This is a genomic window from Streptomyces sp. NPDC034111, from assembly GCF_055575375.1.
Map to the genome: position 1 here is coordinate 175,000 of NZ_JBVIST010000004.1, position 22,192 is coordinate 197,191.

Below are 22,192 nucleotides of genomic sequence, written 5' to 3' on the forward strand. Positions count from 1 at the left end.
ACGGCTGCGGTTGACGGCCGGAATGTAGCCGAGCGGCGGTCACTCTCCAAAGGTGATCCGATACGGAAAGTGCTCACATCGGGGTACCCCGGATGGCCGTACGGCAGCGCGGGATTCCGCCCGGACGGGCCGCGGGCGGCCCGTCTCCTGCTCAGTAACCGAAGGCGCGCGCCGTGTTCGCCGCGACCGCGGTGGCCATCGCGTCCTCCGTCAGCCCCTTGACCTCGGCCATCGCCCGGAGGGTGACCGGAATGAGGTACGGGGCATTGGCCCGTCCGCGGTACGGGGCGGGCGTGAGGAAGGGGGCGTCGGTCTCTACGAGGACCAGCTCGGCCGGGGCGACGGCGAGTGCGTCGCGCAGGGGCTGGGCGTTCTTGAAGGTGACGTTGCCGGCGAAGGACATGAAGTAGCCGGCCGCGGCGCAGACCTCGGCCATCTCCGCGTCGCCGGAGTAGCAGTGGAAGACGGTCCGCTCGGGCGCGCCCTCCTCGCGCAGGATCCGCAGCACGTCGTCGTGCGCCTCGCGGTCGTGGATGACCAGCGCCTTGCCGTGCCGCTTGGCGATCTCGATATGGGCGCGGAAGGACCGCTCCTGGGCGGCCATGCCGTCCGGGCCGGTACGGAAGTAGTCCAGCCCGGTCTCGCCGACGCCGCGGACCTGCGGCAGCGCGGCGAGCCGGTCGATCTCGGCGAGCGCGTCGTCCAGGGCGGCGTCACCGCCGGCCTCCCGTGCGCCCTGCCGCGACCAGCCGTCGGGGTCGCCCAGCACGATCCGGGGCGCTTCGTTGGGGTGCAGCGCGACGGTGGCGTGCACGCTCTCGTACGCCGCCGCGGCGTCCGCGGCCCACCGCGAACCGGCCAGGTCGCAGCCCACCTGGACGACCGCGTCCACCCCGACGGAGGCGGCCTTGGCCAGCGCCTCGTCGACGGTGCCGTCCTGCATGTCCAGGTGGGTGTGCGAGTCCGCGACCGCCACCCGGAGCGGTTCGGGCAGCGGCGGCGGGGTGTTCTTGTCCTGCGGAGCCATGGCCGCGATCCTACGAGGACCGCGGCCGGCGCCTCACTTGCGGTGGTGCTGGAAGGGGTGCAGCAGGTCGGAGAGGTGCCAGTGGTGCTTCCCGGCGTCCGGACCGTCCTCGGCGGTGCTGCCGGTACGGCCCTCCGCCGTGTCCTCCGGGGCCTTCTTCTTCTCGCTCTTCTCGTTCTTCTCGCCGCCGGGGTGGCGCTGATGCATGCTCGCGATCGCGTCGGAGACCATCGAGACCTGGCCGGAGCGCATGATGCGTACGACGTTGCTGGCGCAGTTCAGGCAGGTGGGGCGGGTCAGCGGGGACGGCACCCGCTCGCCGTCCGCGTAGTAGACGACGTGCAGCTCGCCCTTGCCGTCGATCTGGTGGACTATCTCGTACGCCTGCTCCCAGCCGTAGCCGCATCGCATACAGGCGAAGGAGTACGCCTCGTGCGCGGCAGGCTCGGGCTGGGGGATCCGATGGTCAGTTGTCCTGGCGATCTCGCTCATGTGCGCTCCTCTTGTCCGCTGGACAAGGTCTTCGGGAACCGTGCGTCCCGTCCCCCAGTGGACGCCTTTCCCTGGCGCAATGCAGCTGGTCGCCGAGGGTATTGGCGCAGATTTGGCCTGCGGTAGGAAAATCACCCCAATGCCCCGGCCTGCGCTTTACCGTACCGGCCAGTCGTTTACCTTCCGATGGGTCGGATTTCGCTCCACGCTGCGCGTCAGCCCTTCGCGTCAGCCCTTCGCGGCGTTCTTCTCGGCGTTCTTCTCGGCGTTCTTCGCGGCCACCACCGCATCGAAGACCTCCCTCTTGGGCAGCCCCACCTCCGCGGCGACCGCGGCGATGGCTTCCTTACGGCGCTCCCCCGCCTCCTCGCGGATCCGCACCCGGCGCACCAGCTCCCCGGCGTCCAGCTCCTGCGGCCCGCTCTCCGGGGCGCCCTCGACGACGATGGTGATCTCGCCGCGTACGCCCTCGGCCGCCCAGGCCGCCAGCTCGCCCAGCGGGCCGCGCTTGACCTCCTCGTACGTCTTGGTCAGCTCACGGCAGACCGCGGCCCGCCGGTCCGCCCCGAAGATCTCGGCCATCGCGGCCAGGGTGTCGTCCAGACGGTGCGGGGCCTCGAAGTAGACGAGGGTGCGCCGCTCCTCGGCGACCTCGCGCAGCCGGGAGCGCCGCTCACCGGCCTTGCGGGGCAGGAAGCCCTCGAAGCAGAAGCGGTCCACCGGCAGACCGGAGACGGCCAGTGCGGTGAGCACCGCGCTCGGACCCGGTACGGCGGTGACCTTGATGCCACGCTCGACGGCCGCGGCGACCAGGCGGTAGCCGGGATCGGAGACGGACGGCATACCGGCGTCGGTGACCAGCAGCACCCGCGCACCGCCGGCCAGCGCATCGGCCAGCTCGGGCGTCCGGGCCGCCTCGTTGCCCTCGAAGTACGACACGATCCGGCCCGCGGGCTGGACGTCCAGCGCCTGGGTCAGCCGCCGCAGCCGCCGGGTGTCCTCGGCGGCGATCACATCCGCGGCCGCGAGTTCGGTGGCGAGCCGCGGCGGTGCGTCCGCGATCTCACCGATGGGCGTCCCTGCAAGTACCAGCGTTCCAGTCACCCGCCCATCCTCCCAGGACGCCGCGGTGCCCCGGCCGGGCGGCATCCCCTGGTGGCGCTCCCCACCGGTCCACAGGCCGCTTCCCTACGATGGGCCGGGTGACGAGTGAGACCACCGCGACCGACGCCGCCGCGCACCGCGCCCCGGAGCTGGCCCAGCAGCCCCCCGTGTGGCAGCGGCGACTGCGCCGCTTCGGGTATCCCGTCCGCCCGCGGGACGACGTGCGGGCGCGGCTGGTGCCCGCTTTCCCCGAGCCGAGCGGCCGGATGTGGGCGGTGTTCGGGGCGGGCCCGGAGGCCGCGGCCCGGCTGGCGCGCTGGTCGGGGTGGGCCGGTCCGCTGCTGGTCACGCTGTTCGCGGGCGTGCTGCGGTTCTGGAACCTCGGCACCCCGCGGAAGGTGATATTCGACGAGACGTACTACCCCAAGGACGCCTGGTCGCTGCTCCAGTACGGCTACGAGGGCACCTGGGCCAAGAACGCCAACGACGCGCTGGTCGGGCATCCGCCGCAGATCCTGCTCTCGCCCGAGCACTCGTACGTGGTGCACCCGCCGATGGGCAAGTGGCTGATCGCGCTCGGCGAGGGCCTGTTCGGGATGAACCCCTTCGGCTGGCGGTTCATGGTGGCGCTGCTCGGCACGCTGTCGGTGCTGCTGATCTGCCGGATCGGGCGGCGGCTGCTGCGGTCGACGGCGCTGGGCTGTCTGGCCGGCATGCTGCTGGCGGTGGACGGGCTGCACTTCGTCATGAGCCGTACCGCCCTGCTCGACCTGATCGTGATGTTCTGGGTGGTGGCCGCGTTCGGCTGTCTGCTGGTGGACCGGGACCGCACCCGGGCCCGGCTGGCGGCGGCGCTGCCCCTGGGGCCGGACGGTTTGGCGCGCCCGGACGACGAGGTCGGCGACCGGCTGCGGCTGGGGTGGCGGCCCTGGCGGATCGCGGCCGGGCTGTGCCTGGGCCTGTCCGCCGCCACCAAGTGGAACGGTCTGTACTTCCTCGCCGCGTTCGCCCTGATGTCCGTGCTCTGGGACGTCGCCGCCCGCCGTACGGCCGGCGCCCGGCGCCCCTTCCGCTCGGCGCTGCGCCGCGACGTCCTGCCCGCCTTCGGCTCCACCGTCGTCGTCGCCCTCGCCGCCTACCTCGCGTCCTGGTCCGGCTGGATCGCCACCAAGGGCGGCTACTACCGCGACTGGGCGGCCACCCCCGAGGGCCGGGCCGGCGGCTGGTCCTGGCTGCCGGACTGGCTGCGCAGCCTGTGGCACTACCAGACCGAGGTCTACGCCTTCCACACCGGACTGACCACCCCGCACACCTACCAGTCCAACCCCTGGAGCTGGCTGGTCCTGGGCCGCCCGGTCTCGTACTTCTACGAGGACCCCAAGGCCGGCCAGGACGGCTGCACCGCGGCCGAGGGCTGCGCCCGCGAAGTACTGGCACTGGGCACCCCGCTGCTGTGGTGGGCGGCCTGCTTCGCGCTGCTCTACGTCCTGTACCGCTGGCTGTTCAAGCGGGACTGGCGGGCCGGCGCCATCGCCTGCGGCATCGCCGCCGGCTACCTGCCGTGGTTCCTCTACCAGGAACGCACCATCTTCCTCTTCTACGCGGTGGTGTTCGTCCCGTTCCTGTGCCTGGCGCTGGCCATGATGACCGGCGCACTCATCGGCCCGCCGGGCTCGACCGAGCGCCGCCGGACGATCGGCGCGGTGGGCGCCGGCGTGCTCGTCCTCCTCATCATCTGGAATTTCATCTACTTCTATCCGCTCTATACGGGTATGCCGATCCCGAAGTCGGCCTGGCACCACCGGATGTGGTTCGACAGCTGGGTCTGACCCGGGCTCAGTTCGACGATTCCGTAACAGGCGTACAACAGCGCGTCACCGGACCGTGCCCGGATCGAGACTCGGGTGCTTCCCCGTGTCCCTTAGAGTGCGGTGCACGTTCTTGTGTGCGTATTCAAGGACGAGACTCCTGGGAGGGGATCGGTGGCAATGCGCCGTGAGGTGAAGTACGGGCTGATCGGCGGATCGGTGGCCCTGGTGGCGGGGGTCGTGGGCGGGCTCGCGCTGTTCGGCGGCTCGGACGACGCCTCGCCGCAGGAGGTGAGGTCGGCCGACGCCAAGGCGGGCGAGGCCGGCACCAAGAAGCCCACCGGGCCCCTGTCGGCCAAGGAGGTCCAGACGACGGCGCAGGAGTTCCTGACCGCCTGGCAGTCCGGCGACGCCGCCAAGGCGGCCGGGCTGACGAGCAGCCCGGCGACCGCCAAGGCCGCGCTGGAGACCTTCAGCAAGCAGGCGAAGTTCTCAAAGGTGACGGTGACGCCGGGCACCCCGTCCGGCGACAAGGTCCCGTACACCGTCGCCGCGCAGATCGACTACAAGGGCAGCAAGGCGCCGTACACCTACCGCACTTCGGCGACCGTGCAGCGCGACAAGACCACCGGAAAGCCGCAGATCGCCTGGCAGCCCGCGGTGCTGCACCCTGGCCTGGCCAAGGGCGACGAGCTGCGTACGGGTGAGGCCGAGGCGCCCCCGATCAAGGCCGTGGACCGCAACGGCACCGCGCTGACCGCCGCCGCGCATCCGACGCTGGCCGGGGTGCTGGACAGCCTGCGCGACAAGTACGGCGACAAGACCAACGGCAAGCCGGGCGTGGAGCTGTTCATCCACCGCGCCAAGAGCGCCAAGCCCGCCGAACAGCAGCCCGACAAGACGCTGAAGGTGCTCTCCAAGGGCACCCCCGGCACCCTGAAGACCACCCTGGACGCCAAGCTCCAGTCGGCCGCCGAGCGGGCGGTCAAGGGCAAGAAGTCGGCGGCCGCCGCGGCCGTCAAGCCCAGCACCGGCGAGATCCTCGCGCTCGCCAACTCCCCGGCGAAGGGCTTCAACCTCGCCACCCAGGGGTCGATGGCCCCCGGCTCCACGATGAAGATCGTGACCGCGGCGCTGCTGATGGACAAGGGCATGACCTCGCCCGGCAAGGCGCACCCGTGCCCCAAGTACGTGACCGTCGGCGGCTGGAAGTTCCAGAACCTCGACAAGTCCGAGATCCCGCACGGCACCTTCGCGCAAAGCTTCGCGGCGTCCTGCAACAACGCCTTCATCTCGCAGGCCAAGGACCTGCGCGACGACGATCTGACCAACGAGGCCCGGGACGTCTTCGGCATCGGCCTGAACTGGCAGACCGGCATCCCCACCTTCGACGGTGCGGTGCCGGTGCAGCACGACGCGCAGATGGCGGCCTCGCTGATCGGGCAGGGCGGGGTGCGGATGAACCCGCTCAACGTCGCCACGCTCGCCGCGACGGTCCGCGCCGGCTCCTTCCACCAGCCGTACATCGTCTCCCCGTCGCTGGACAACCGCACGCTCGCCAAGGCCGCCCGCACGATGAAGCCGGCCACCCTCAGCGGCCTCAAGTCGCTGATGAAGCTGACCGCGACCGCCGGTACGGCCGCCGAGGCGATGTCCGGCATCAGCGGTGACATCGGCGCCAAGACCGGCTCGGCCGAGGTCGACGGCCAGAAGAAGCCCAACGCCTGGTTCACCGCCTACCGCGACGACGTCGCCGCGGCAGCCGTCGTCCCGGCCAGCGGCCACGGCGGCTCCAACGCGGGCCCGGTGGTCCGCGCCATCCTCACCGCGAACTGAGGCACGGCGGGGGCCTCCGGGCCCCCGCTCGCTTGTTCCGCTCCGCCGGATTTCCTTCGCATGGCCCGTACAACTTTCGCTAGCGTGCGGGCCATGACCGATTCCGCGCCCACCGCCCCACAGCCCACCGGCTCCCCGGTCCACCCCCGCTTCGCCCAGGCGCTCGCCGAGCTGGGCCTGAGCGTCGAGGTCCGCAGCTTCCCCGAAGGCACCCGTACCGCCGCGGAGGCCGCCGCGGCCGTCGGCTGCGACCTCGCGCAGATCGCCAAGTCCCTGATTTTCGCGGCGGACGGCGATCCGGTCCTGGTCCTGATGGACGGCGCCTCCCGCGTCGACCTGGACCGCGTACGCGCCGAACTCGGCGCGGCCGAGGTCGGCCGGGCCGACGCCGCACTCGTCCGCGAGACCACCGGCTACGCCATCGGCGGCGTCCCGCCCTTCGGCCACCGCACCCGTACCCGCGTCCTGGCCGACCGCGGGCTGCTCGCGCACGACACGGTCTGGGCTGCCGCCGGCACCCCGCACACGGTCTTCCCGCTCGCCCCCGCCGCCCTGATCGAGTACGCCCAGGGACGCGTGGTGGACGTCCGCGAGCGCCCGGCGTGACCCCGCTCGTCGTCGCGGCCGTGCTGATGGCCGCCCTCACACACGCCAGTTGGAACGCCATCGCGCACGGCATACGTGACCAGCTGCTGGCCTTCACACTGGTCGGCGGCGGCGGTGCGCTCTGCGGCGCCGCACTGGCCGGCTTCACGCCCGTCCCCGCCGCCGGCGCCTGGCCCTTCCTGCTGGCCTCCGCCGTGCTGCACATCGTCTACCAGGCGCTGCTCATGCAGTCGTTCCGGCTGGGCGACTTCGGTCAGATGTACCCCATCGCGCGCGGCACCGCCCCGCTGGTCGTCACGGTCCTGGCCGCCGTCTTCGTCCACGAGCTCCCCGACAAGTGGGCGCTCGCCGGGGTGGCCGTCGCCTCCGCGGGCCTGGTCGGCGTGGCCCTCTGGGGCATCCGCGGTTCCGGCACCCGGCCCCACTGGCCGGCCCTCCTCGCCGCCCTCGCCACCGGCCTGTCCATCGCCGCCTACACCACCGTCGACGGCCTCGGCGTACGCGCCTCCGGCACCCCCCTCGGCTATATCGCCTGGCTGATGATCCTCGAAGGCCTCGCCATCCCCGCCTACGCGCTCGCCACCCGCCGCCGCCAACTCCTCACCGAACTCAGACCGTTCGCCGTACGCGGCCTGGCCGGCGGCATCCTCTCCGTCTTCGCCTACGGCCTGGTCCTGTGGGCCCAGACCCGCGCCCCGCTCGCCCCCATAGCCGCCCTGCGCGAATCCTCGATCATCGTCGGCGCCGCGATCGGCGCCGTCTTCTTCAAGGAACGCTTCGGCGCTCCACGGATCGCGGCGGCGGGGCTGATGGTGGCGGGGATTGCGCTGATGTTGTGTGCCGGGGGTGGGTGAATCCCACGTTGTTGGCTTTCCCGCCGTGGTTGTTGCTGTTGTTTCCGCCTTCGGCGGATCAGCCAACAACGTGGGAAACAGCTCGCAGCAACGCCTGCGCGCGAGGATCCGCGGTCACATTCCGCTGCATGCCGTTCGTGACGTAGCCGAAGGCCACGCCGCTCTCCGGGTCCGCGCAGGCCAGCGCGCCGCCGCGGCCGGGGTGGCCGAAGGAGCCGCGGGCGAGCAGGGGGGAGGCGGGGCCGTGCAGCATGAAGCCGAGGCCGAAGCGGGTGTTGACGAGGAGGGTGCGGTCCAGGCCCGCGGATTCCTCGGTGCGGGCGAGGGTCAGGGTCGCGGGGGCGAAGAGCCGGGGGTGGCCGTCGACGGTGCCGATCAGGCCCGCGTAACAGCGGGCCAGCGAGCGGGCGGTGGCGATGCCCGCGGAGGCGGGGAGCTCCGCCGCCCGGTAGGCCGCGGCGTTCTCGTCCGGCGCCGGGGAGATCGCGCCGAAGGCGCGGCTCGTGAGCGAGGCGGGGTCGGCATAGGCGTCGGCGACGGACTGCTTGGGGCGGACGCGCAGGCCCGACGCGGCGGGGGCGGCCGGTGGCTCGACGGGGGCGAGGCGGCCCACGCGGGACTGTTCGTCCTCGGGGAGGCCGATCCACAGGTCGAGGCCGAGCGGGCCGGATATCTCCTCGGCGATCCAGTTGCCGAGGGTGCGTCCGGTGAGGCGCAGCACCAGCTCGCCGAGGAGCCAGCTGTAGGTCTGGGCGTGGTAGCCGTGGTCCGTGCCGGGCTCCCAGGCGGGCGCCTGGGCGGCGAGGGCGGCGGGGCCGCTGACGCCGTCGATGGCCTGGGCGGGGGTGAGCGGGGTGTCCAGGACGGGCAGTCCGGCGCGGTGGGAGAGCAGGTGGCGGACCGGTACGCGCTCCTTGCCGGCGGCCTTGAACTCCGGCCAGTACGTGCCGACCGGTGCGTCCAGGTCGAGCTGGCCGCGCTGGTGCAGCAGCAGCGGGACGATGGCGGCGATGCCCTTGGTCGCGGACCGGATCACCTGCGCGGTGCCGGCCTCCCACGGCGCGGCCGTGCCGTCCTGCGCGCCGTCGCCGTCCTTCGTACCGCCCCACAGGTCGACGACCTTCCGCCCGTGCCGGTAGACGGCGACCGCCGCCCCCCGCTCTCCGCGCCGCGCGAAGTTGGCTGCGAAGGCGTCCCGGACCGGCTCGAAGCCGTCCTCGACCGTGCCCTGGACGTCCACCACTGTTTCCCGCTTCCCACTTATCCGTCGCTTTCGTGACCCATCAATGGTGCAACGCGCGGATCGGTGCTGATGACCAGGGCCTCTGCTCGTGGCGTGGGTCACATGCGGACGCGTCGGGCCCGTTATCCGGGGACGGTGACCGACCGGGGGTCGAAGCCGAACGGCAGCTCCAGCCGGTGGCTGCGCATCAGTTCCTCGTCGCACAGCAGGTCCTGGGTGGCGCCGTCGGCCACCAGCACGCCCCCGGAGAGCACGACGGAGCGCGGGCACAGCTCCAGTGCGTACGGGAGGTCGTGGGTGACCATCAGCACGGTGACGTCCAACGACCGGAGGATGTCGGCGAGTTCACGGCGGGAGGCCGGGTCGAGGTTGGAGGAGGGTTCGTCGAGGACGAGGATTTCGGGGCGCATCGCGAGGACGGTCGCGACGGCGACCCGGCGGCGCTGGCCGAAGGAGAGGTGGTGCGGGGGTCGGTCGGCGAAGTCCGCCATGCCGACCCGGGTGAGGGCTTCGGTGACGCGTGCGTCGAGTTCCGCGCCGCGCAGGCCCGCGGCGGCCGGGCCGAACGCGACGTCCTCGCGGACGGTGGGCATGAACAGCTGGTCGTCGGGGTCCTGGAAGACGATGCCGACCCGGCGGCGGATCTCCGCGAGGTTCTTCCTGGCAACCGGGAGACCGGCCACCACGACGCTGCCGGCGCCCGCTTCGAGGATGCCGTTGAGGTGCAGGACGAGGGTGGTCTTGCCGGCGCCGTTGGGGCCGAGGAGGGCGACGCGTTCGCCGCGGGCGACGGACAGGTCGACGCCGAACAGGGCCTGGTGGCCGTCGGGGTAGGCGTAGGCGAGGCCGGAGACGGCGAGGGAGGGGGCGGGCGTGGTGGTACTCAAAGGGTCCATCCCAGGAGGCAGACGGCGAGCGCGGCGAGCGGGACGGCGGCCGCGTGGAGCCATTGTGTGCGGGTGGCGGTGGTCGCGTCGATGACGGGCATGGTGCCGGTGTAGCCGCGGCTGACCATGGCGAGGTGGACGCGCTCACCGCGCTCGTAGGAGCGGATGAACAGCGCGCCGGCGGACTTGGCGAGCACGCCCCAGTGGCGTACGCCACGTGCCTCGAAGCCGCGGGAGAGCCGGGCGATCCGCATCCGCCGCATCTCGTCGGTGATCACATCGCCGTAGCGGATCATGAAGGAGGCGATCTGGACGAGCAGCGGGGGCATCCGCAGGCGCTGGAGGCCCAGCAGGAGTTCGCGCAGTTCGGTGGTGGCGGCGAGGAGGACGGACGCGGCGACGCCCAGCGTCCCCTTGGCGAGGATGTTCCAGGCGCCCCAGAGGCCGGAGGCGCTCAGGCTCAGCGGGCCGATGTCGATGCGCGGCCCTTCGGCGACGAACGGCATCAGGACGGCGAAGGCGACGAACGGCACCTCGATCAGCAGCCGTTTGAGCAGGAATCCGGCGGGGACGCGGGCGGCCGCGGCAGTGGCGGCGATCAGCAGCGCATAGAGCCCGAACGCCCAGAGCGCCTCGCGCGGGGTGGAGACGACGATGAGCACGAAGCAGAAGACCGCGGCGATCTTGCAGTGCGCGGGCAGGGCGTGCACCGGCGAGTGCCCGTGCCGGTAGAGCTTGTGTGCGTGGCCTGCGCCCATCTCAGACCCGCTCCGTCGCCGGGGCGTCGGTGGCCGGCTGCGCGGCCGGGCCGGTGTCGGCGCTCCTGCGGCGGCGCAGTACGACGAAGACCCCGGTGCCGGCCGCCAGCGTGGCGCCGACGCCGATGACGCCGGCCAGGCCGCCCGCCAGCCGCGGGTCGGCGATGTCCTTGACGCTGTAGTCGGCGAGGGGGGAGTCCTTGGTGGCGTGGTCCTTGGTCTTGGCGTCGATGCCCTGGTCGTGGGCGACCTTCTCCAGGCCGTCGGGGCTGGAGGAGGCGTAGTAGCTGAGGCCGCCCGCGCAGAGCAGGGCGGCGGCGGTCCCGGCCAGCCAGACGCGGCGGGTGGAGCGGCGCGGGGCGGTGGGCGCCGGACCGGTGGCGGCGGTGGCCGCGGCCACCGGTGCGGCGGTGTCCGGGGCCGCCAGCGGCGAGGTCCGCAGCTCCAGCGGCTTGGTCAGGCCGCGCGCGCCGTACACCAGGTCGGGGCGTACCGCGATCACGGCGCCCACGGTCAGCGCGGTGATCGTCGCCTCGCCGATCCCGATCAGCACATGCACCCCGACCATGGCGGTGAAGACCTTGCCGATCGGCACATCCGCGGTGCCGCCCAGCGCGTAGAGGCCCGTGAAGGCGACCGCGGCGGCCGGTACCGAGACCAGCGCGGCGACGAACGAGGCGACGGTGACCGACCGGCGGCGCCGCGGCAGCACCTTCAGCAGCAGCCGGAACAGGGCGTAGGCGACCACGGTCGTCACGATCCCCATATCGGTGATGTTGACGCCCAGCGCGGTCAGCCCGCCGTCGGCGAAGAGCACGCCCTGCATGAGCAGGACGACCGAGAGGCACAGCACGCCCGTGTAGGGGCCGACGAGGATCGCCGCGAGCGCCCCGCCCAGCAGATGGCCGCTGGTGCCGGCCGCGACCGGGAAGTTCAGCATCTGCACGGCGAAGATGAACGCCGCCACCAGCCCGGCCAGCGGTGCCGTACGCTCCGCGCCCGCCCCGACGCCCTGCCCGGCACCCCCCAGCTCACGCCGGGCACCGCGCAGGCTGACCGCCACCGCGGCCGCGGCGACCGCACCGGTCGCCACCGACACCGGCGCATTGAGGAATCCATCGGGTACGTGCATCTCGGGTTCTCCGCTTCAGGCGCTGCAACCCGCCCATGGTGGTGCCTCCTGCGAAGAGTTTGCAAGAGCGCCTGTGATGCGAAACGGCGCGTACGCCCGCGCACAGTTGTCCGCTCAGGCGCAAAGCCCGGCGGTGGCCCCGGGCGGAGGGGCCGCCGGGCCCCTGGCCGCTCCTTGCGCGCCCGGCTCGTATTCACCCGGCCGAGTTGCCACCCCCTCCCCCTGCCGAAACGATGGGTGCGTGAGCGATGCACCCGAGGCCGCCGGGCCGCCCCCGGAGCCGAATGCCGCCGAACCGCAGGGCCGGCTGCGCCGCATGCCGACCACACCGCCCGGTCCGTCCGAACCGCCCGGCTCGTATCTGCGCTTTCCGCATCTGCACGGCGATCTGCTCTGCTTCGCCGCCGAGGACGATCTGTGGGTGGCGCCGATCGCCGCGGAAGGTCAGGAGCCAGGGCGCGCCTGGCGGCTGACCGTCGACCGCACCCGGGTCGGCCACCCCCGCTTCTCACCCGACGGGCAGCACATCGCCTTCACCACCTGGCGCAGCCTCGACCCCGAGGTGTATCTCGCCCCGGTCGCCGGCGGCCCGGCCCGCCGGCTGACGTACTGGGGCAGTACGGATGCGCGGGTGTGCGGATGGATGCCGGACGGGCACATCCTGGCGGTGTCCTCGCACGGTCAGCCGTTCTCGTACTACTCGTGGGCCTACAAGCTGCCGACCGACGGCGGTCCTGGCGGGAAGCTGCCCTGGGGGCCGGTCTCCGACATCGCGGTCGCCGACATCGACGGGGAGCACAAGACGCTGCTGCTCACCGGCACCCCGCCGCACGAGCCCGCGTCCTGGAAGCGCTACCGGGGCGGCGCGATGGGCAGGATGTGGCTGCACGGCACCCGGCTGCTGCCCGATCTGTACGGGCACCTCGACTCGGTGATGTTCGTGGGCGACCGGATCGCCTTCCTGTCCGATCACGAGGGCGTCGCCAATGTGTACTCATGTCTGCCGGACGGGACCGAACTGCGCCGGCACTCCGACCACGCCGACTTCTACGCCCGGCACGCCTCGACCGACGGCGAGCGGATCGTCTACCAGTGCGCCGGCGACCTCTGGCTGATCGACGATCTGGGCCAGGACGCGGTACCGCGCAGGCTGGCGGTGCGGCTGGGCGGTCCGCGGACCGGCCGCCGCAGCTACCAGGTCCCGGCCGCCGCCCACGTCACCTCGCTCGCGGTGGACACCACCGGGCGGGCGAGCGCGGTGGGCATCCGCGGCAGCCTGTACTGGCTCACCCACCGCGACGGCCCGGCCCGCGCCATCCACGACACCCCGGGCGTCCGCGTCCGGCTGCCCGAAATGCTGGGCGACAGCGGCCGGATCGCGTACGTCACCGACGCCGAGGGAGAGGACGCCGTAGAGATCAGCAATCTGCCGCGGGCCAGCGGGCCGGGCGAACCGCGCCGGCTGGCGGCCGGGGAGCTGGGCCGGGTCCATGAGATGACCTCCTCGCCGGACGGCGAACGCCTCGCGGTGGCCTCGCACGACGGCCGGCTGCTGCTGGTGGACGTGACCCGGCCGGGCGAGGGGTCGACCGAGGAGGACCGCTCCGAGGAGGAGGTGGCCGCCGGCCCCGGCGGGGTCACCGAGCTGATCCGGTCCGCGAACGGCCCGGTGCGCGATCTGGCGTTCTCGCCCGACTCGCGCTGGCTGACCTGGTCGCACCCCGGGATCGGCCGTTCGCTGCGGCAGATCAAGATGGCCCGGCTGTCCGACCGGCACATCGTGGACGTGACGAACGGGCGTTTCGAGGACGAGCAGCCGGTGTTCACCCGGGACGGCCGCTATCTGGCGTTCCTGTCCTGGCGCGGCTTCGACCCGGTCTACGACGTGCACACCGGCGATCTGTCCTTCCCGCTGGGCTGCCGTCCCTACCTCGTACCGCTGTCGTCGGCGACCCCCTCCCCGTTCGCGCTGTCGCCGGAGGGGCGGCCCGCGGCGGGCGGTCTGGACCCGGACGAGATCCCGCCGGCGGGCGGTGAAGGGCCGGTACTGGTGGAGGTGGAGGGGCTGGAGAACCGTGTCACCCCGTTCCCGGTCGCGGCGTCCAAGTACTCCTCCCTGGAGCCGGTCACCGGCGGCGGGCTGGTCTGGCTGCGCTGGCCGATCTCCGGCGCGCTGGGCGAGACCTTCGCCAACCCCGACAACACCTCCGGCAAGCCCACCCTGGAACACTTCGACCTGACCAAGGCGCGGCGCACCGAACTCACCAGTCTCCTGGACGGGTTCGCGCTCAGCGGTGACGGCTCCCGGCTGGTCGTCAACGACGACGGTGAGCTGCGGGCGGTGCCGGCGACCGAGCCGTCGGACAGCGATTCGACGGTCTACCTGGATCTGCGGCGGATCCTGCACGATGTCGACCCCGAGGCGGAGTGGCGCCAGGCGTTCGACGAGGCGGGCCGGATCATCCGGGCGTACTTCTGGGAACCGCAGATGTGCGGTATCGACTGGGACGCGGTGCTCGCGCAGTACCGGCCGCTGGTCGAACGGGTCGCCTCCCCCGACGAGTTCGCCGATCTGCTGCGCGAGGTGCTGGGCGAACTGGGCACCTCGCATGCGTACGTCACGGGCGCCCGGCGCAACGAGGGGCCGCCGCACTACCAGCGCGCAATGGGCCTGCTGGGCGCCAACTTCGTCTGCCGGGACGGTCATTGGGTGGTCCAGCGGATCCTGCCCGGCGAGTCCTCGGACTCCAAGGCGCGCTCCCCGCTGGCCGGTACCGGCATCCGCGAGGGCGCCGCGCTCACCCATGTCGACGGCCGCCCGGTGGACCCGGTCACCGGTCCGGCGCCGCTGCTGGCCGCGGCCGGCGGCACCACCGTCGAGCTCACCTTCTCCCCCGCCGAGGGCAACGGCAACGGCAACGGCCATGCCCGCCGGGTCGCGGTGGTCCCGCTGATCGACGAGCGCCCGCTGCGCTACCAGGACTGGGTCGCCAAACGGCGCGCCGTCGTACGGGAGTTGAGCGGCGGGAAGTGCGGCTATCTGCACATCCCCGACATGGGCGGCTCCGGCTGGGCGCAGTTCAACCGCGATGTGCGGATGGAGATGTCCCGGCCCGCGCTGATCGTGGACGTACGGGGCAACGCCGGCGGCAACATCTCGGAGCTGGTGATCGAGAAGCTGACCCGCACCATCATGGGCTGGGACCTGACCCGCGACGCCGAGCCGGTCTCGTACACCAGCAACGCCCCGCGCGGTCCGGTCGTCGCGGTCGCCGACGAGATGACCTCCTCCGACGGCGACATGATCACCGCGGCCTTCAAGCTCCAGGGCATCGGCCCGGTGGTCGGCATGCGCACCTGGGGCGGGGTGGTCGGGATGACCGGCCGGCACCGGCTCGCCGACGGCACCACCATCACCGTGCCGATGAACGCCGCCTGGTTCCGGCTCTACGGCTGGGGCGTGGAGAACCACGGCGTCGAGGTCGACATCGAGGCGCTGCGCTCGCCGCTGCACTGGGCGGAGGGCCGGCATCCGACGCTGGGTGTGGCGGTGCGGACGGCGCTGGAGTTGCTGGAGCGGCATCCGGCGGCGACACCTCCGGACCTGTCGGACGTGCCGGACCGGCGGCGGCCCCCGCTGCCGCCCCGCGGTGCCGGCGCGGGCGCGGCGGAGGCGGCCGGGGCCTGAACCGGCCGCCGGCCGGGGCGGTCACAGGGCCGGTCACGGAGCGGGTCACGGCGGGCCGATCAGGAACTTCTGCTCGTCGCTCCCGGTGCAGGGCCGTGCCAGCGCCGTCGCGCCGGGCCGGTCGCCGCTGAGCGTGACGCACCGGTCGCCGTCACCGCCGGCGTCACCGTCGCTCAGTCGCAGCCGGTACGCCGTCCGGCCTGCGCCCGCCGGGCCGCCGGCCGGTTCGATGCGGAAGAGCTGCGGGGGGCCGTCCGCGGTGCAGTCGTCCCACGGCTCCAGCAGCCCGGCCACGCCCGCCTCGCGGAGCAGCACCAGACAGCCCTTGCCGTGGTCGGGGTGGGTCCACTGGATGCGTTGGCGGCCCTGCCCGGCCGGCGTGAGCTGGGTGTGCGGCGGCACCGCCTGGGCGCAGGGCCGCTGCACGGCGACCGTGCGGTACTTGTGCGCCCGCAGCACCCTGCCGTCGGTCAGGCACAGCGAAGGCGAGCGCAGCGGGCGGATCAGGACCTCGCCACTCGGCGGCGGCGCGGCGGCGGCCGGTTCGGGCCGCGCGCTGCCGTCGTCCCCGGCCAGCAGCGGTATGCCCACCGCGAGCAGTACCGCGGCCAGCACCGCGGCGCCGGTCAGCAGCGCCCGCTTGCGGTACGGGGGACGCGGCAGGGCCACCGTCGCCCCTTCCTCGATGCGCTGCCGGGCCGCCAGCCACTCCCCGATCTCGTCCTCGGAGCATCCGTTCGCGCGCAGGAATGCGGCGAGCAGTTCCGCCCTGGGCAGGGTGCGGCGGCGCAGTACGTCGGCGAGCGTGCTGCGGGCGAGCAGCTCCCCGTGCTCCGCGGCCCGCTGTTCCAGCTGACGGTAGGTCAGTCCCGTCCGGTCCTTGAGCTGTTGCATCAGGTCGACGAGTGCGGCCGCGTCACCGGCCGACCGTGGAGATAAACCGCCGGTTCCCCCCGTGCGTGTCATGCGGGCCATTGAACCGCCGCCCGGCCGCGGCCACAACACCCCCGCCCCGCGCCCCCGGACAGCGCCGCCCACCCGTCCGGACACGACCGGGTACCCCCCGTCCGACCTGCCCGGACAGCGGGCTGCCTGTCCGGGACGGCGGATCCCCTTGCCGGACGACGGCCGCCCCAGCAAGGTCGTGTTCTGCCCGGCCGGGGCCACCGCACAAGCCACCAACGATCCACATCACAACGGGAGATGCACGATGGGAATCCGTCGACGTACCGTTCCGCTCGCCGCCGCGCTGGCGCTCACCGGCGGCCTCGCCGCCACCGAGGCCGCCCCCGCGCTGGCCGCCCACCCGGCATCCGGGCAGACCGCCCACGCGGCCGCGGCCGGCGGTACGTACCTCTACTTCAACAAGAACCAGAGCAACCCGAGCAAGTCGGCGCTCTACCTGATGAAGAGCGTGCCGAACGCCCGGGACAAGGTCCTCGCCAAGTACCGTGCGGGCTCCGGCAACGGTGGCCGCAACGGCAAGAACGAGTGCGCCAGCATGCAGGGCTGGCTGCCCAACGGCACCTACCGGGTGCTGGAGCACACCAAGCGCCACAACGGCGGTGCCCGGGGCATCAACGGCTATGCGATCCACGTCCAGGACAAGGTGTGCAAGAACGGCCGGACCAAGCGCACCGAGCTGTTCGTGCACAGTGAGATGCGGCCCGACGGCACCCAGGGCCCGCGTCAGCCGGGCAGGGACAACCCCTACCGCTGGGACGGCCCCAACGACTACTACTCGCTGGGCTGCATCAAGCTGACCCCGGCCCACATCCAGAACCTCTTCACCAAGGCCGCGCACTACGGCTGGCCGAAGAAGCTCAAGGTCGTGAGCTGACACGCGGTGGGGCGCACCCGGTCGACCGGGTGCGCCCCTCACGCATGGCGCGTACGCCGCCGCGCGTGTTCAGGACTTGCCACGTCAGCTCTGGAAGCGGCCCTCGGCGTCGTCCAGCACGTCCTGCGCGGTCCGGCGGCCCTGCTGGCCCTGCTGGCCGCGGTCACGCTGCGGGTTGCGCTCCTGGCCACCCTGGCGGCGGCTGCGCTCCTGCTCCTCGCGCCGGCTGCGCTCGTGAGCGTCGTCGCGGCCGCTGCCCATGGCCTTGTTCGCCTGGTCCTTGAGCTCGTTGGCCTTGTCCTGGAACTGGTCCTTGATGCCCATGCTGTTCACTCCTAGTGGGGCGTAGGGGGGTTGGGCCCCGAAACAGCGTGACACGCCCGGACATTGCTCGCATTTCGATCACGGATGGCTACTTTCCGTGAGGGTCGGGGTGGCGCTACCGGCCCGCCCGTGCCTTCTCGTCCGCCTCCCCGCCCGCGCCGACCAGCCCCACCCGCATGCCGTCCAGCCGTGCCCCGAAGCGCCGCATCTCGCGCTGGCCCACCGTTCCGATGACCGCCGGCAGATACCCGCGCAGCGACTGCATCCCGCGCAGCCACCACTGCCCGTAGACATGGGCGGAGCGTCGCTCGATGCCCGCGACGATCCGGTCGACGGCGGGGCCCAGCGGATAGGTCTTGTTCGCCGGCCAGGGCAGCCGGGAGCGCAGCTCCCGCATGATGTCGTCCTGGTCGGCGCCGCGCACCATGTCGGTGTCGGTCCAGCTCAGATAGCCGACGCCGACCCGTACGCCCCGGTGACCGACCTCGGCGCGCAGACTGTGGGCGAACGCCTCGACCCCCGACTTGGAGGCGCAGTACGCGGTCATCATCGGTGCCGGGGTGATCGCGGCGAGCGAGGCGATCTGCAGGAAGTAGCCGCGGGATTCCATCAGTACGGGCAGGAAGGCCCGGCCGGTGACCGCGCCGCCTATCAGGTTCACCTCTATGACCCGCTTCCAGGCGGCCGGGTCGGAGTCGACGAACGGGCCGCCGGTCGCCACCCCGGCGTTGGCGACGACCACATCGACCTTCCCGAAGCGGTCCTTGACCTCGTCCGCGACCCGGGCCATCGCCTCGTGGTCGGTGACATCGGCGTGCCAGTGGTGCGCCGGGCCGTGCAGCGAGGCGGCCACCTTCTCCATCTCGTCCGGCTCCAGGCCGACGAGAGCGAGCGTGGCACCGCGCGCCGACAGCTTGCGGGCCAGCAGCGCACCGACCCCGCGCGCCGCCCCGGTGACGACGACGACCTGGCCGTCCAGGCTCCTGCTCCCGCTCATGCGGTCTTCTCCTCTTCCTTCTTCTGCCGCTCGCGGCCGGGGGCCTGGGCGGGTACGCCGGCGGTGGCTCCAGCCGCCCCGGTATCGGTGCCGCCGGGCAGATGGTCGCGTACGAGCGCACGCAGCAGGCCGGCGACCGCGTCCGGGTCCTCGACCGGTGTCATATGGCCCCGCCCCGGCAGTTCGGTCAGCCCTCGGAGGTCGGGGAGGACGGAGGCCATCCGGCGGGCGTGCACCAGCGGGGTCAGCCGGTCGGCGGTGCCCGCGATGACCGCGGTCGGCACGGTCAGCCTGCTGACGCCCCCGGTCAGTTCGATGCCGGCCAGCACCTTGCCCCAGCGGGCCCGTACGACCGCCGGGCAGGCGTGCACGATCCGCGCACAGGCCTCGACCTGCTCGGGGGTGGAGCCGGCGCCCATCGTGGCGTACTTCAGCGCGCGCCTGGTGAGCGGCGAGACGGGGCCGAGCGGGGCGCGGGAGAGCAGCATCAGCCGGTGCGCACGGCGCCGGCCGGCCGGGCTGCGCAGCGGGAACACCCGTGATTCGGCGGCGAGTTCGGCGCTGCCGGTACTGCACAGCAGCGCGGCGGCGGCCCGGGTGCGCAGCTGCGGCCGCTCGGCGGCGGCCATGATCGTCATACCGCCCATGGAGTGGCCGCCCACCACGGCGCGTTCGCCGTCCGCCAGGGTCCCCTCCAGTACGGCGACCAGGTCGTCGGCGAGCGCCTCGGTGCTGTGACCGGCCGGCCCTGAGGGCGCCGGGCTGCGGCCGTGCCCCCGCTGGTCGTAGAGGACGACCTTGTGGTCGGCGGCCAGCGCGCGGACGACCGGGGCCCAGAAGGCGGTGGAGCAGGTCCAGCCGTGCGCCAGCACGACGGCCGGGGCGTGCTCGGGGCCGTGGAGCTCGGCGTGGATCCGGGCCCCGTCGGCCGAGGTGAGGGTCACCGTCTCGCGCGGGACCGGCGGCGCGTACGGACCACTCGTGACGTGGCCGGGGCGGCGGCTCATGCGGCCACCTCCGCGCGTGCGCCGGCCGGCCGCACGGCCGCCGGCCGCAGCACCTCGTACTCGGCCAGATCGACCTGCCGCGTCACTTTCCTGAACTCCGCGGTGGTCCCCGGCCAGGCGGTGGTGTTCCGCCCGTTCGCATCCAGATACCAGCTGTCGCATCCACCGGTGTTCCACACCGTTCGCTCCATCCGCCGCTGAATCTTTCGCGTCCATGCGTCCACGGCGGACTGCCGGGCGTCCAACGCGATCTTCTCTCCGAGAATGTCCAACTGCCGTACGAAATCGACCAGGTAATTCAGCTGGGACTCGATCATCAGGATCATCGAGCTGTTTCCCAGCCCGGTGTTCGGCCCGATGAGGGTGAGGAAATTCGGGAAACCGGCCGCGCTGGTACCGCGCAGCGCCGCCATTCCGTCCTTCCACTCCTCGGCCAGCGTCGTCCCCCTGGCGCCCGTGACCCGCTGTGCGATCGGCATGTCCGTCACATGGAATCCGGTACCGAAGACGATCGCATCGGCCTCCACCTCGCTCCCGTCGGCCCCCACGAGCGTGCTGCCGCGCACCTCCTTCAGCCCGGCCGTCACCACCCCCACATTCGGCCGGACCAGCGCCGGATAGTAGGTGTTGGAGAGCAGGATCCGTTTGCAGCCGATGCGGTAGTCCGGCGTCAGCGCGGCCCGCAGCCCGGGATCCTTGACCGCCTTCCGCAGATGGTGCTTCGCCAGGAACTCGATCAGCCCCAGCTCGTCGGGCCGCTTGGTGAAGGCGCTGACCTGCAACTCCCTGATGCCCCACAGCAGTCCGCGGCGCGCGGCCCGGGTCGCCGGCACCTTGGTGTGCAGCCACTTCTCGACCGCGGTGATCCTGCGGTCGGCGCGCGGCAGCACCCAGGGCGGGGTGCGCTGGAACACGGTGAGCCGGTCCACCTCCGGCTGGATGGCGGGCACGATCTGGATCGCCGAGGCCCCGGTGCCGACCACGGCAACCCGCTTGCCGCGCAGCTCGACGTCGTGGTCCCACCGCGCCGAGTGGAAGACCTTCCCCGGAAAGGTGTCGAGCCCGGGCACGTCCGGCACCTTGGGGTCCGACAACGGGCCGGTGGCCGACACCACCACATCCGCGGTCAGCGCCCCGCTCGCGGTCTCGATCTCCCAGTGCAGTTCCGCGGTGTTCCACCGCAGGCTGTGCACCTCCGCGTTGAACCGGATGTGCGGACGCAGTCCGAAGGTGTCCGTGACCCGCTCCAGGTACGCGCGGATGTGCGGCTGTCCGGAGAAGTTGCGCGGCCACTCCGGATTGGGCGCGAACGAGAAGGAGTACAGGTGCGAGGGCACATCGCATGCGCACCCCGGGTAGCTGTTGTCCCGCCAGGTGCCGCCGACCGCGTCGGCCCGCTCCAGGACCACGAAGTCGGTGATCCCCTGGCGGCGCAGTCGTACGGCCGCCCCCAGACCACCGAACCCCGATCCGATCACCGCGACCCGCACATGCTGACGCTCGCGCTCAGCCATCCGCCGCCTCCCGAGTCCGACGCTGTCCACCGCAACCTACGACGCCGACAGCCATAGGCCCACCCGATCACGCCAGCAATCACTGGCACGATCGGGCTCACTGGGAGAGTAGGGCAGCCACGTACCGAGCGGTAGGGGTCGGACGGCAGGAAGTTACCGCCGGTCGCACCCCGGCCGGCCGTCCCGCCCGCGGCATACCCTGACCCCGTGGCAGCGAACGAGAACCCCAAGGGCGGGAACCCCGAGGACAAGCGCGCGAAACCACCGCAAAGCGGGCACACCGCGCGCGAATTCCGCATGGCCGACCTGGCCAAGGAGGCCGGCATCACGGTCCGTACGCTGCGCTTCTACCGCGAGCGCAAGCTCCTCCCGGCACCGCGCCGCGAGGGCCGGATCGCCTGGTACAACGAACACCACCTCGCCCGGCTGCGCACCATCGGCGCCCTCCTGGAGCGCGGCCACACCCTCGGCGGCATCGCCGAACTCCTCTCCGCCTTCGAAGCCGGCCGCGACGTGGGCGAACTCCTCGGCCTGCAATCCCCCCTGCTGCCTCCCTGGTCGGAGGAGACCCCGGTACGCCTCACCCCGGAACAGCTCGCCGACCACTTCAGCCAGGACGTCACCGCCGAAAACCTCACCACCTCCCTCGACCTCGGCTACCTCGCCGTCGACGGCGACGAGTTCGTCCACATCAGCCGCCGCCTCCTGGACGCCTCCACCGAACTCGTCAACCACGGCGTCCCGTTGGCCGCCGTCCTGGAAGCCGGCCGCAAGGTCCGCGCCCACGCCGACGCGCTCGCCGACATCTTCACCACCCTCGTCCGCACCCACCTCCTCGCCGGCCTCCTGGAGAGCACCGGCGCGGGCGCCTGCCCCTCCCCGGGCGACGTCGACCGCCTGGCGGGGACGGTCGAGAAGCTGCGCCCCCTGACCAAGGGGGTGGTGGAGGCCGAACTCTCCATGGCCATGGACCGCCGGGTGCGGGCGGAGCTGGACGCATGGCTGCGGGAGCAGGACGGGCGGGCGGACGAGCAGGAGGAGGGGCGGGTCGAGTAGGACGGCCGGACAGGCGGCG

At 72.5% G+C, this 22,192-nt stretch carries 19 protein-coding genes; 7 read left to right on the forward strand and 12 right to left on the reverse strand.

What is annotated here, in order from left to right; all coding sequences use genetic code 11:
* Window positions 1-151: 151 nt before the first annotated feature.
* From ACZ55A_RS12875 to rsmI, 3 genes are all read right to left on the reverse strand, one after another.
* Window positions 152-1,027 carry a TatD family hydrolase gene (locus ACZ55A_RS12875; RefSeq protein WP_468838324.1) on the reverse strand — a complete coding sequence of 292 codons (876 nt, stop codon included), beginning with the start codon at window positions 1,025-1,027 and terminating at the stop codon, window positions 152-154.
* A gap of 33 nt (window positions 1,028-1,060) precedes the next feature.
* On the reverse strand, window positions 1,061-1,519 hold the full coding sequence (locus ACZ55A_RS12880) for a hypothetical protein (RefSeq protein ID WP_468838328.1): 459 nt from the start codon (window positions 1,517-1,519) through the stop codon (window positions 1,061-1,063).
* A 228-nt stretch (window positions 1,520-1,747) separates the two neighbouring features.
* Window positions 1,748-2,623 (reverse strand): 16S rRNA (cytidine(1402)-2'-O)-methyltransferase, encoded by an 876-nt coding sequence (gene rsmI, locus ACZ55A_RS12885; RefSeq protein ID WP_468838331.1) that lies wholly within the window; start codon window positions 2,621-2,623, stop codon window positions 1,748-1,750.
* 89 nt (window positions 2,624-2,712) lie between these two features.
* On the opposite strand from rsmI, the gene ACZ55A_RS12890 reads away from it, so the two are divergent.
* The 4 genes from ACZ55A_RS12890 (at window position 2,713) to ACZ55A_RS12905 (ending at window position 7,727) form a co-directional block, all read left to right on the forward strand.
* Window positions 2,713-4,452, forward strand: a complete 1,740-nt coding sequence (locus tag ACZ55A_RS12890) for a dolichyl-phosphate-mannose--protein mannosyltransferase (RefSeq protein WP_468838335.1) — start codon at window positions 2,713-2,715, stop codon at window positions 4,450-4,452.
* Between the two features lie 159 nt (window positions 4,453-4,611).
* Complete coding sequence (locus ACZ55A_RS12895; protein ID WP_468839129.1) at window positions 4,612-6,267, forward strand: penicillin-binding transpeptidase domain-containing protein; 1,656 nt, start codon at window positions 4,612-4,614, stop codon at window positions 6,265-6,267.
* Between the two features lie 93 nt (window positions 6,268-6,360).
* Entirely contained in the window at window positions 6,361-6,873 is a 513-nt protein-coding gene (locus ACZ55A_RS12900) for a YbaK/EbsC family protein (RefSeq protein ID WP_468838338.1), read from the forward strand.
* Entirely contained in the window at window positions 6,870-7,727 is an 858-nt protein-coding gene (locus ACZ55A_RS12905; RefSeq protein ID WP_468838341.1) for an EamA family transporter, read from the forward strand. The genes ACZ55A_RS12900 and ACZ55A_RS12905 overlap by 4 nt, the downstream gene beginning before the upstream one ends.
* 58 nt (window positions 7,728-7,785) lie before the next feature.
* On the opposite strand, the gene ACZ55A_RS12910 is transcribed toward ACZ55A_RS12905, so the two are convergent.
* The 4 genes from ACZ55A_RS12910 to ACZ55A_RS12925 all read right to left on the reverse strand — a co-directional run bounded on the left by ACZ55A_RS12910 (window position 7,786) and on the right by ACZ55A_RS12925 (window position 11,747).
* Window positions 7,786-8,970 carry a serine hydrolase domain-containing protein gene (locus ACZ55A_RS12910; RefSeq protein WP_468838344.1) on the reverse strand — a complete coding sequence of 395 codons (1,185 nt, stop codon included), beginning with the start codon at window positions 8,968-8,970 and terminating at the stop codon, window positions 7,786-7,788.
* Window positions 8,971-9,092: 122 nt separating this feature from the next.
* On the reverse strand, window positions 9,093-9,866 hold the full coding sequence (locus ACZ55A_RS12915) for an energy-coupling factor ABC transporter ATP-binding protein (RefSeq protein ID WP_468838347.1): 774 nt from the start codon (window positions 9,864-9,866) through the stop codon (window positions 9,093-9,095).
* A complete protein-coding gene (gene cbiQ / locus ACZ55A_RS12920; protein ID WP_468838350.1) occupies window positions 9,854-10,615 on the reverse strand; it encodes a cobalt ECF transporter T component CbiQ in 762 nt (253 codons plus the stop codon). The genes ACZ55A_RS12915 and cbiQ overlap by 13 nt, the downstream gene beginning before the upstream one ends.
* Window position 10,616: 1 nt before the next feature.
* On the reverse strand, window positions 10,617-11,747 hold the full coding sequence (locus ACZ55A_RS12925; RefSeq protein ID WP_468838353.1) for an energy-coupling factor ABC transporter permease: 1,131 nt from the start codon (window positions 11,745-11,747) through the stop codon (window positions 10,617-10,619).
* A 316-nt stretch (window positions 11,748-12,063) separates the two neighbouring features.
* On the opposite strand from ACZ55A_RS12925, the gene ACZ55A_RS12930 reads away from it, so the two are divergent.
* Window positions 12,064-15,435 (forward strand): S41 family peptidase, encoded by a 3,372-nt coding sequence (locus tag ACZ55A_RS12930; protein WP_468839131.1) that lies wholly within the window; start codon window positions 12,064-12,066, stop codon window positions 15,433-15,435.
* 45 nt (window positions 15,436-15,480) lie between these two features.
* Here the strand turns inward: ACZ55A_RS12930 and ACZ55A_RS12935 are convergent, their stop codons facing one another.
* Window positions 15,481-16,329: a hypothetical protein gene (locus ACZ55A_RS12935; protein WP_468838356.1), complete on the reverse strand. Its 849-nt coding sequence runs from the start codon at window positions 16,327-16,329 to the stop codon at window positions 15,481-15,483.
* A gap of 316 nt (window positions 16,330-16,645) precedes the next feature.
* On the opposite strand from ACZ55A_RS12935, the gene ACZ55A_RS12940 reads away from it, so the two are divergent.
* A complete protein-coding gene (locus ACZ55A_RS12940) occupies window positions 16,646-17,275 on the forward strand; it encodes a hypothetical protein (RefSeq protein WP_468838359.1) in 630 nt (209 codons plus the stop codon).
* An 84-nt stretch (window positions 17,276-17,359) separates the two neighbouring features.
* On the opposite strand, the gene ACZ55A_RS12945 is transcribed toward ACZ55A_RS12940, so the two are convergent.
* From ACZ55A_RS12945 to ACZ55A_RS12960, 4 genes are all read right to left on the reverse strand, one after another.
* Window positions 17,360-17,599: a hypothetical protein gene (locus tag ACZ55A_RS12945; protein WP_468838362.1), complete on the reverse strand. Its 240-nt coding sequence runs from the start codon at window positions 17,597-17,599 to the stop codon at window positions 17,360-17,362.
* Between the two features lie 115 nt (window positions 17,600-17,714).
* Window positions 17,715-18,596, reverse strand: coding sequence for an SDR family oxidoreductase (locus ACZ55A_RS12950; RefSeq protein WP_468838365.1), 882 nt, complete (start codon window positions 18,594-18,596; stop codon window positions 17,715-17,717).
* The gene (locus tag ACZ55A_RS12955; RefSeq protein WP_468838368.1) at window positions 18,593-19,603 is read right to left on the reverse strand and encodes an alpha/beta fold hydrolase; all 1,011 of its coding nucleotides are present in this window, start codon (window positions 19,601-19,603) and stop codon (window positions 18,593-18,595) included. Before ACZ55A_RS12955 ends, ACZ55A_RS12950 begins: the two co-directional genes overlap by 4 nt.
* Window positions 19,600-21,117 (reverse strand): flavin-containing monooxygenase, encoded by a 1,518-nt coding sequence (locus tag ACZ55A_RS12960; RefSeq protein WP_468838371.1) that lies wholly within the window; start codon window positions 21,115-21,117, stop codon window positions 19,600-19,602. Before ACZ55A_RS12960 ends, ACZ55A_RS12955 begins: the two co-directional genes overlap by 4 nt.
* 207 nt (window positions 21,118-21,324) lie before the next feature.
* Between ACZ55A_RS12960 and ACZ55A_RS12965 the strand changes: the two genes are divergently transcribed.
* Window positions 21,325-22,173 carry a MerR family transcriptional regulator gene (locus tag ACZ55A_RS12965; protein WP_468838382.1) on the forward strand — a complete coding sequence of 283 codons (849 nt, stop codon included), beginning with the start codon at window positions 21,325-21,327 and terminating at the stop codon, window positions 22,171-22,173.
* Window positions 22,174-22,192: the final 19 nt, after the last annotated feature.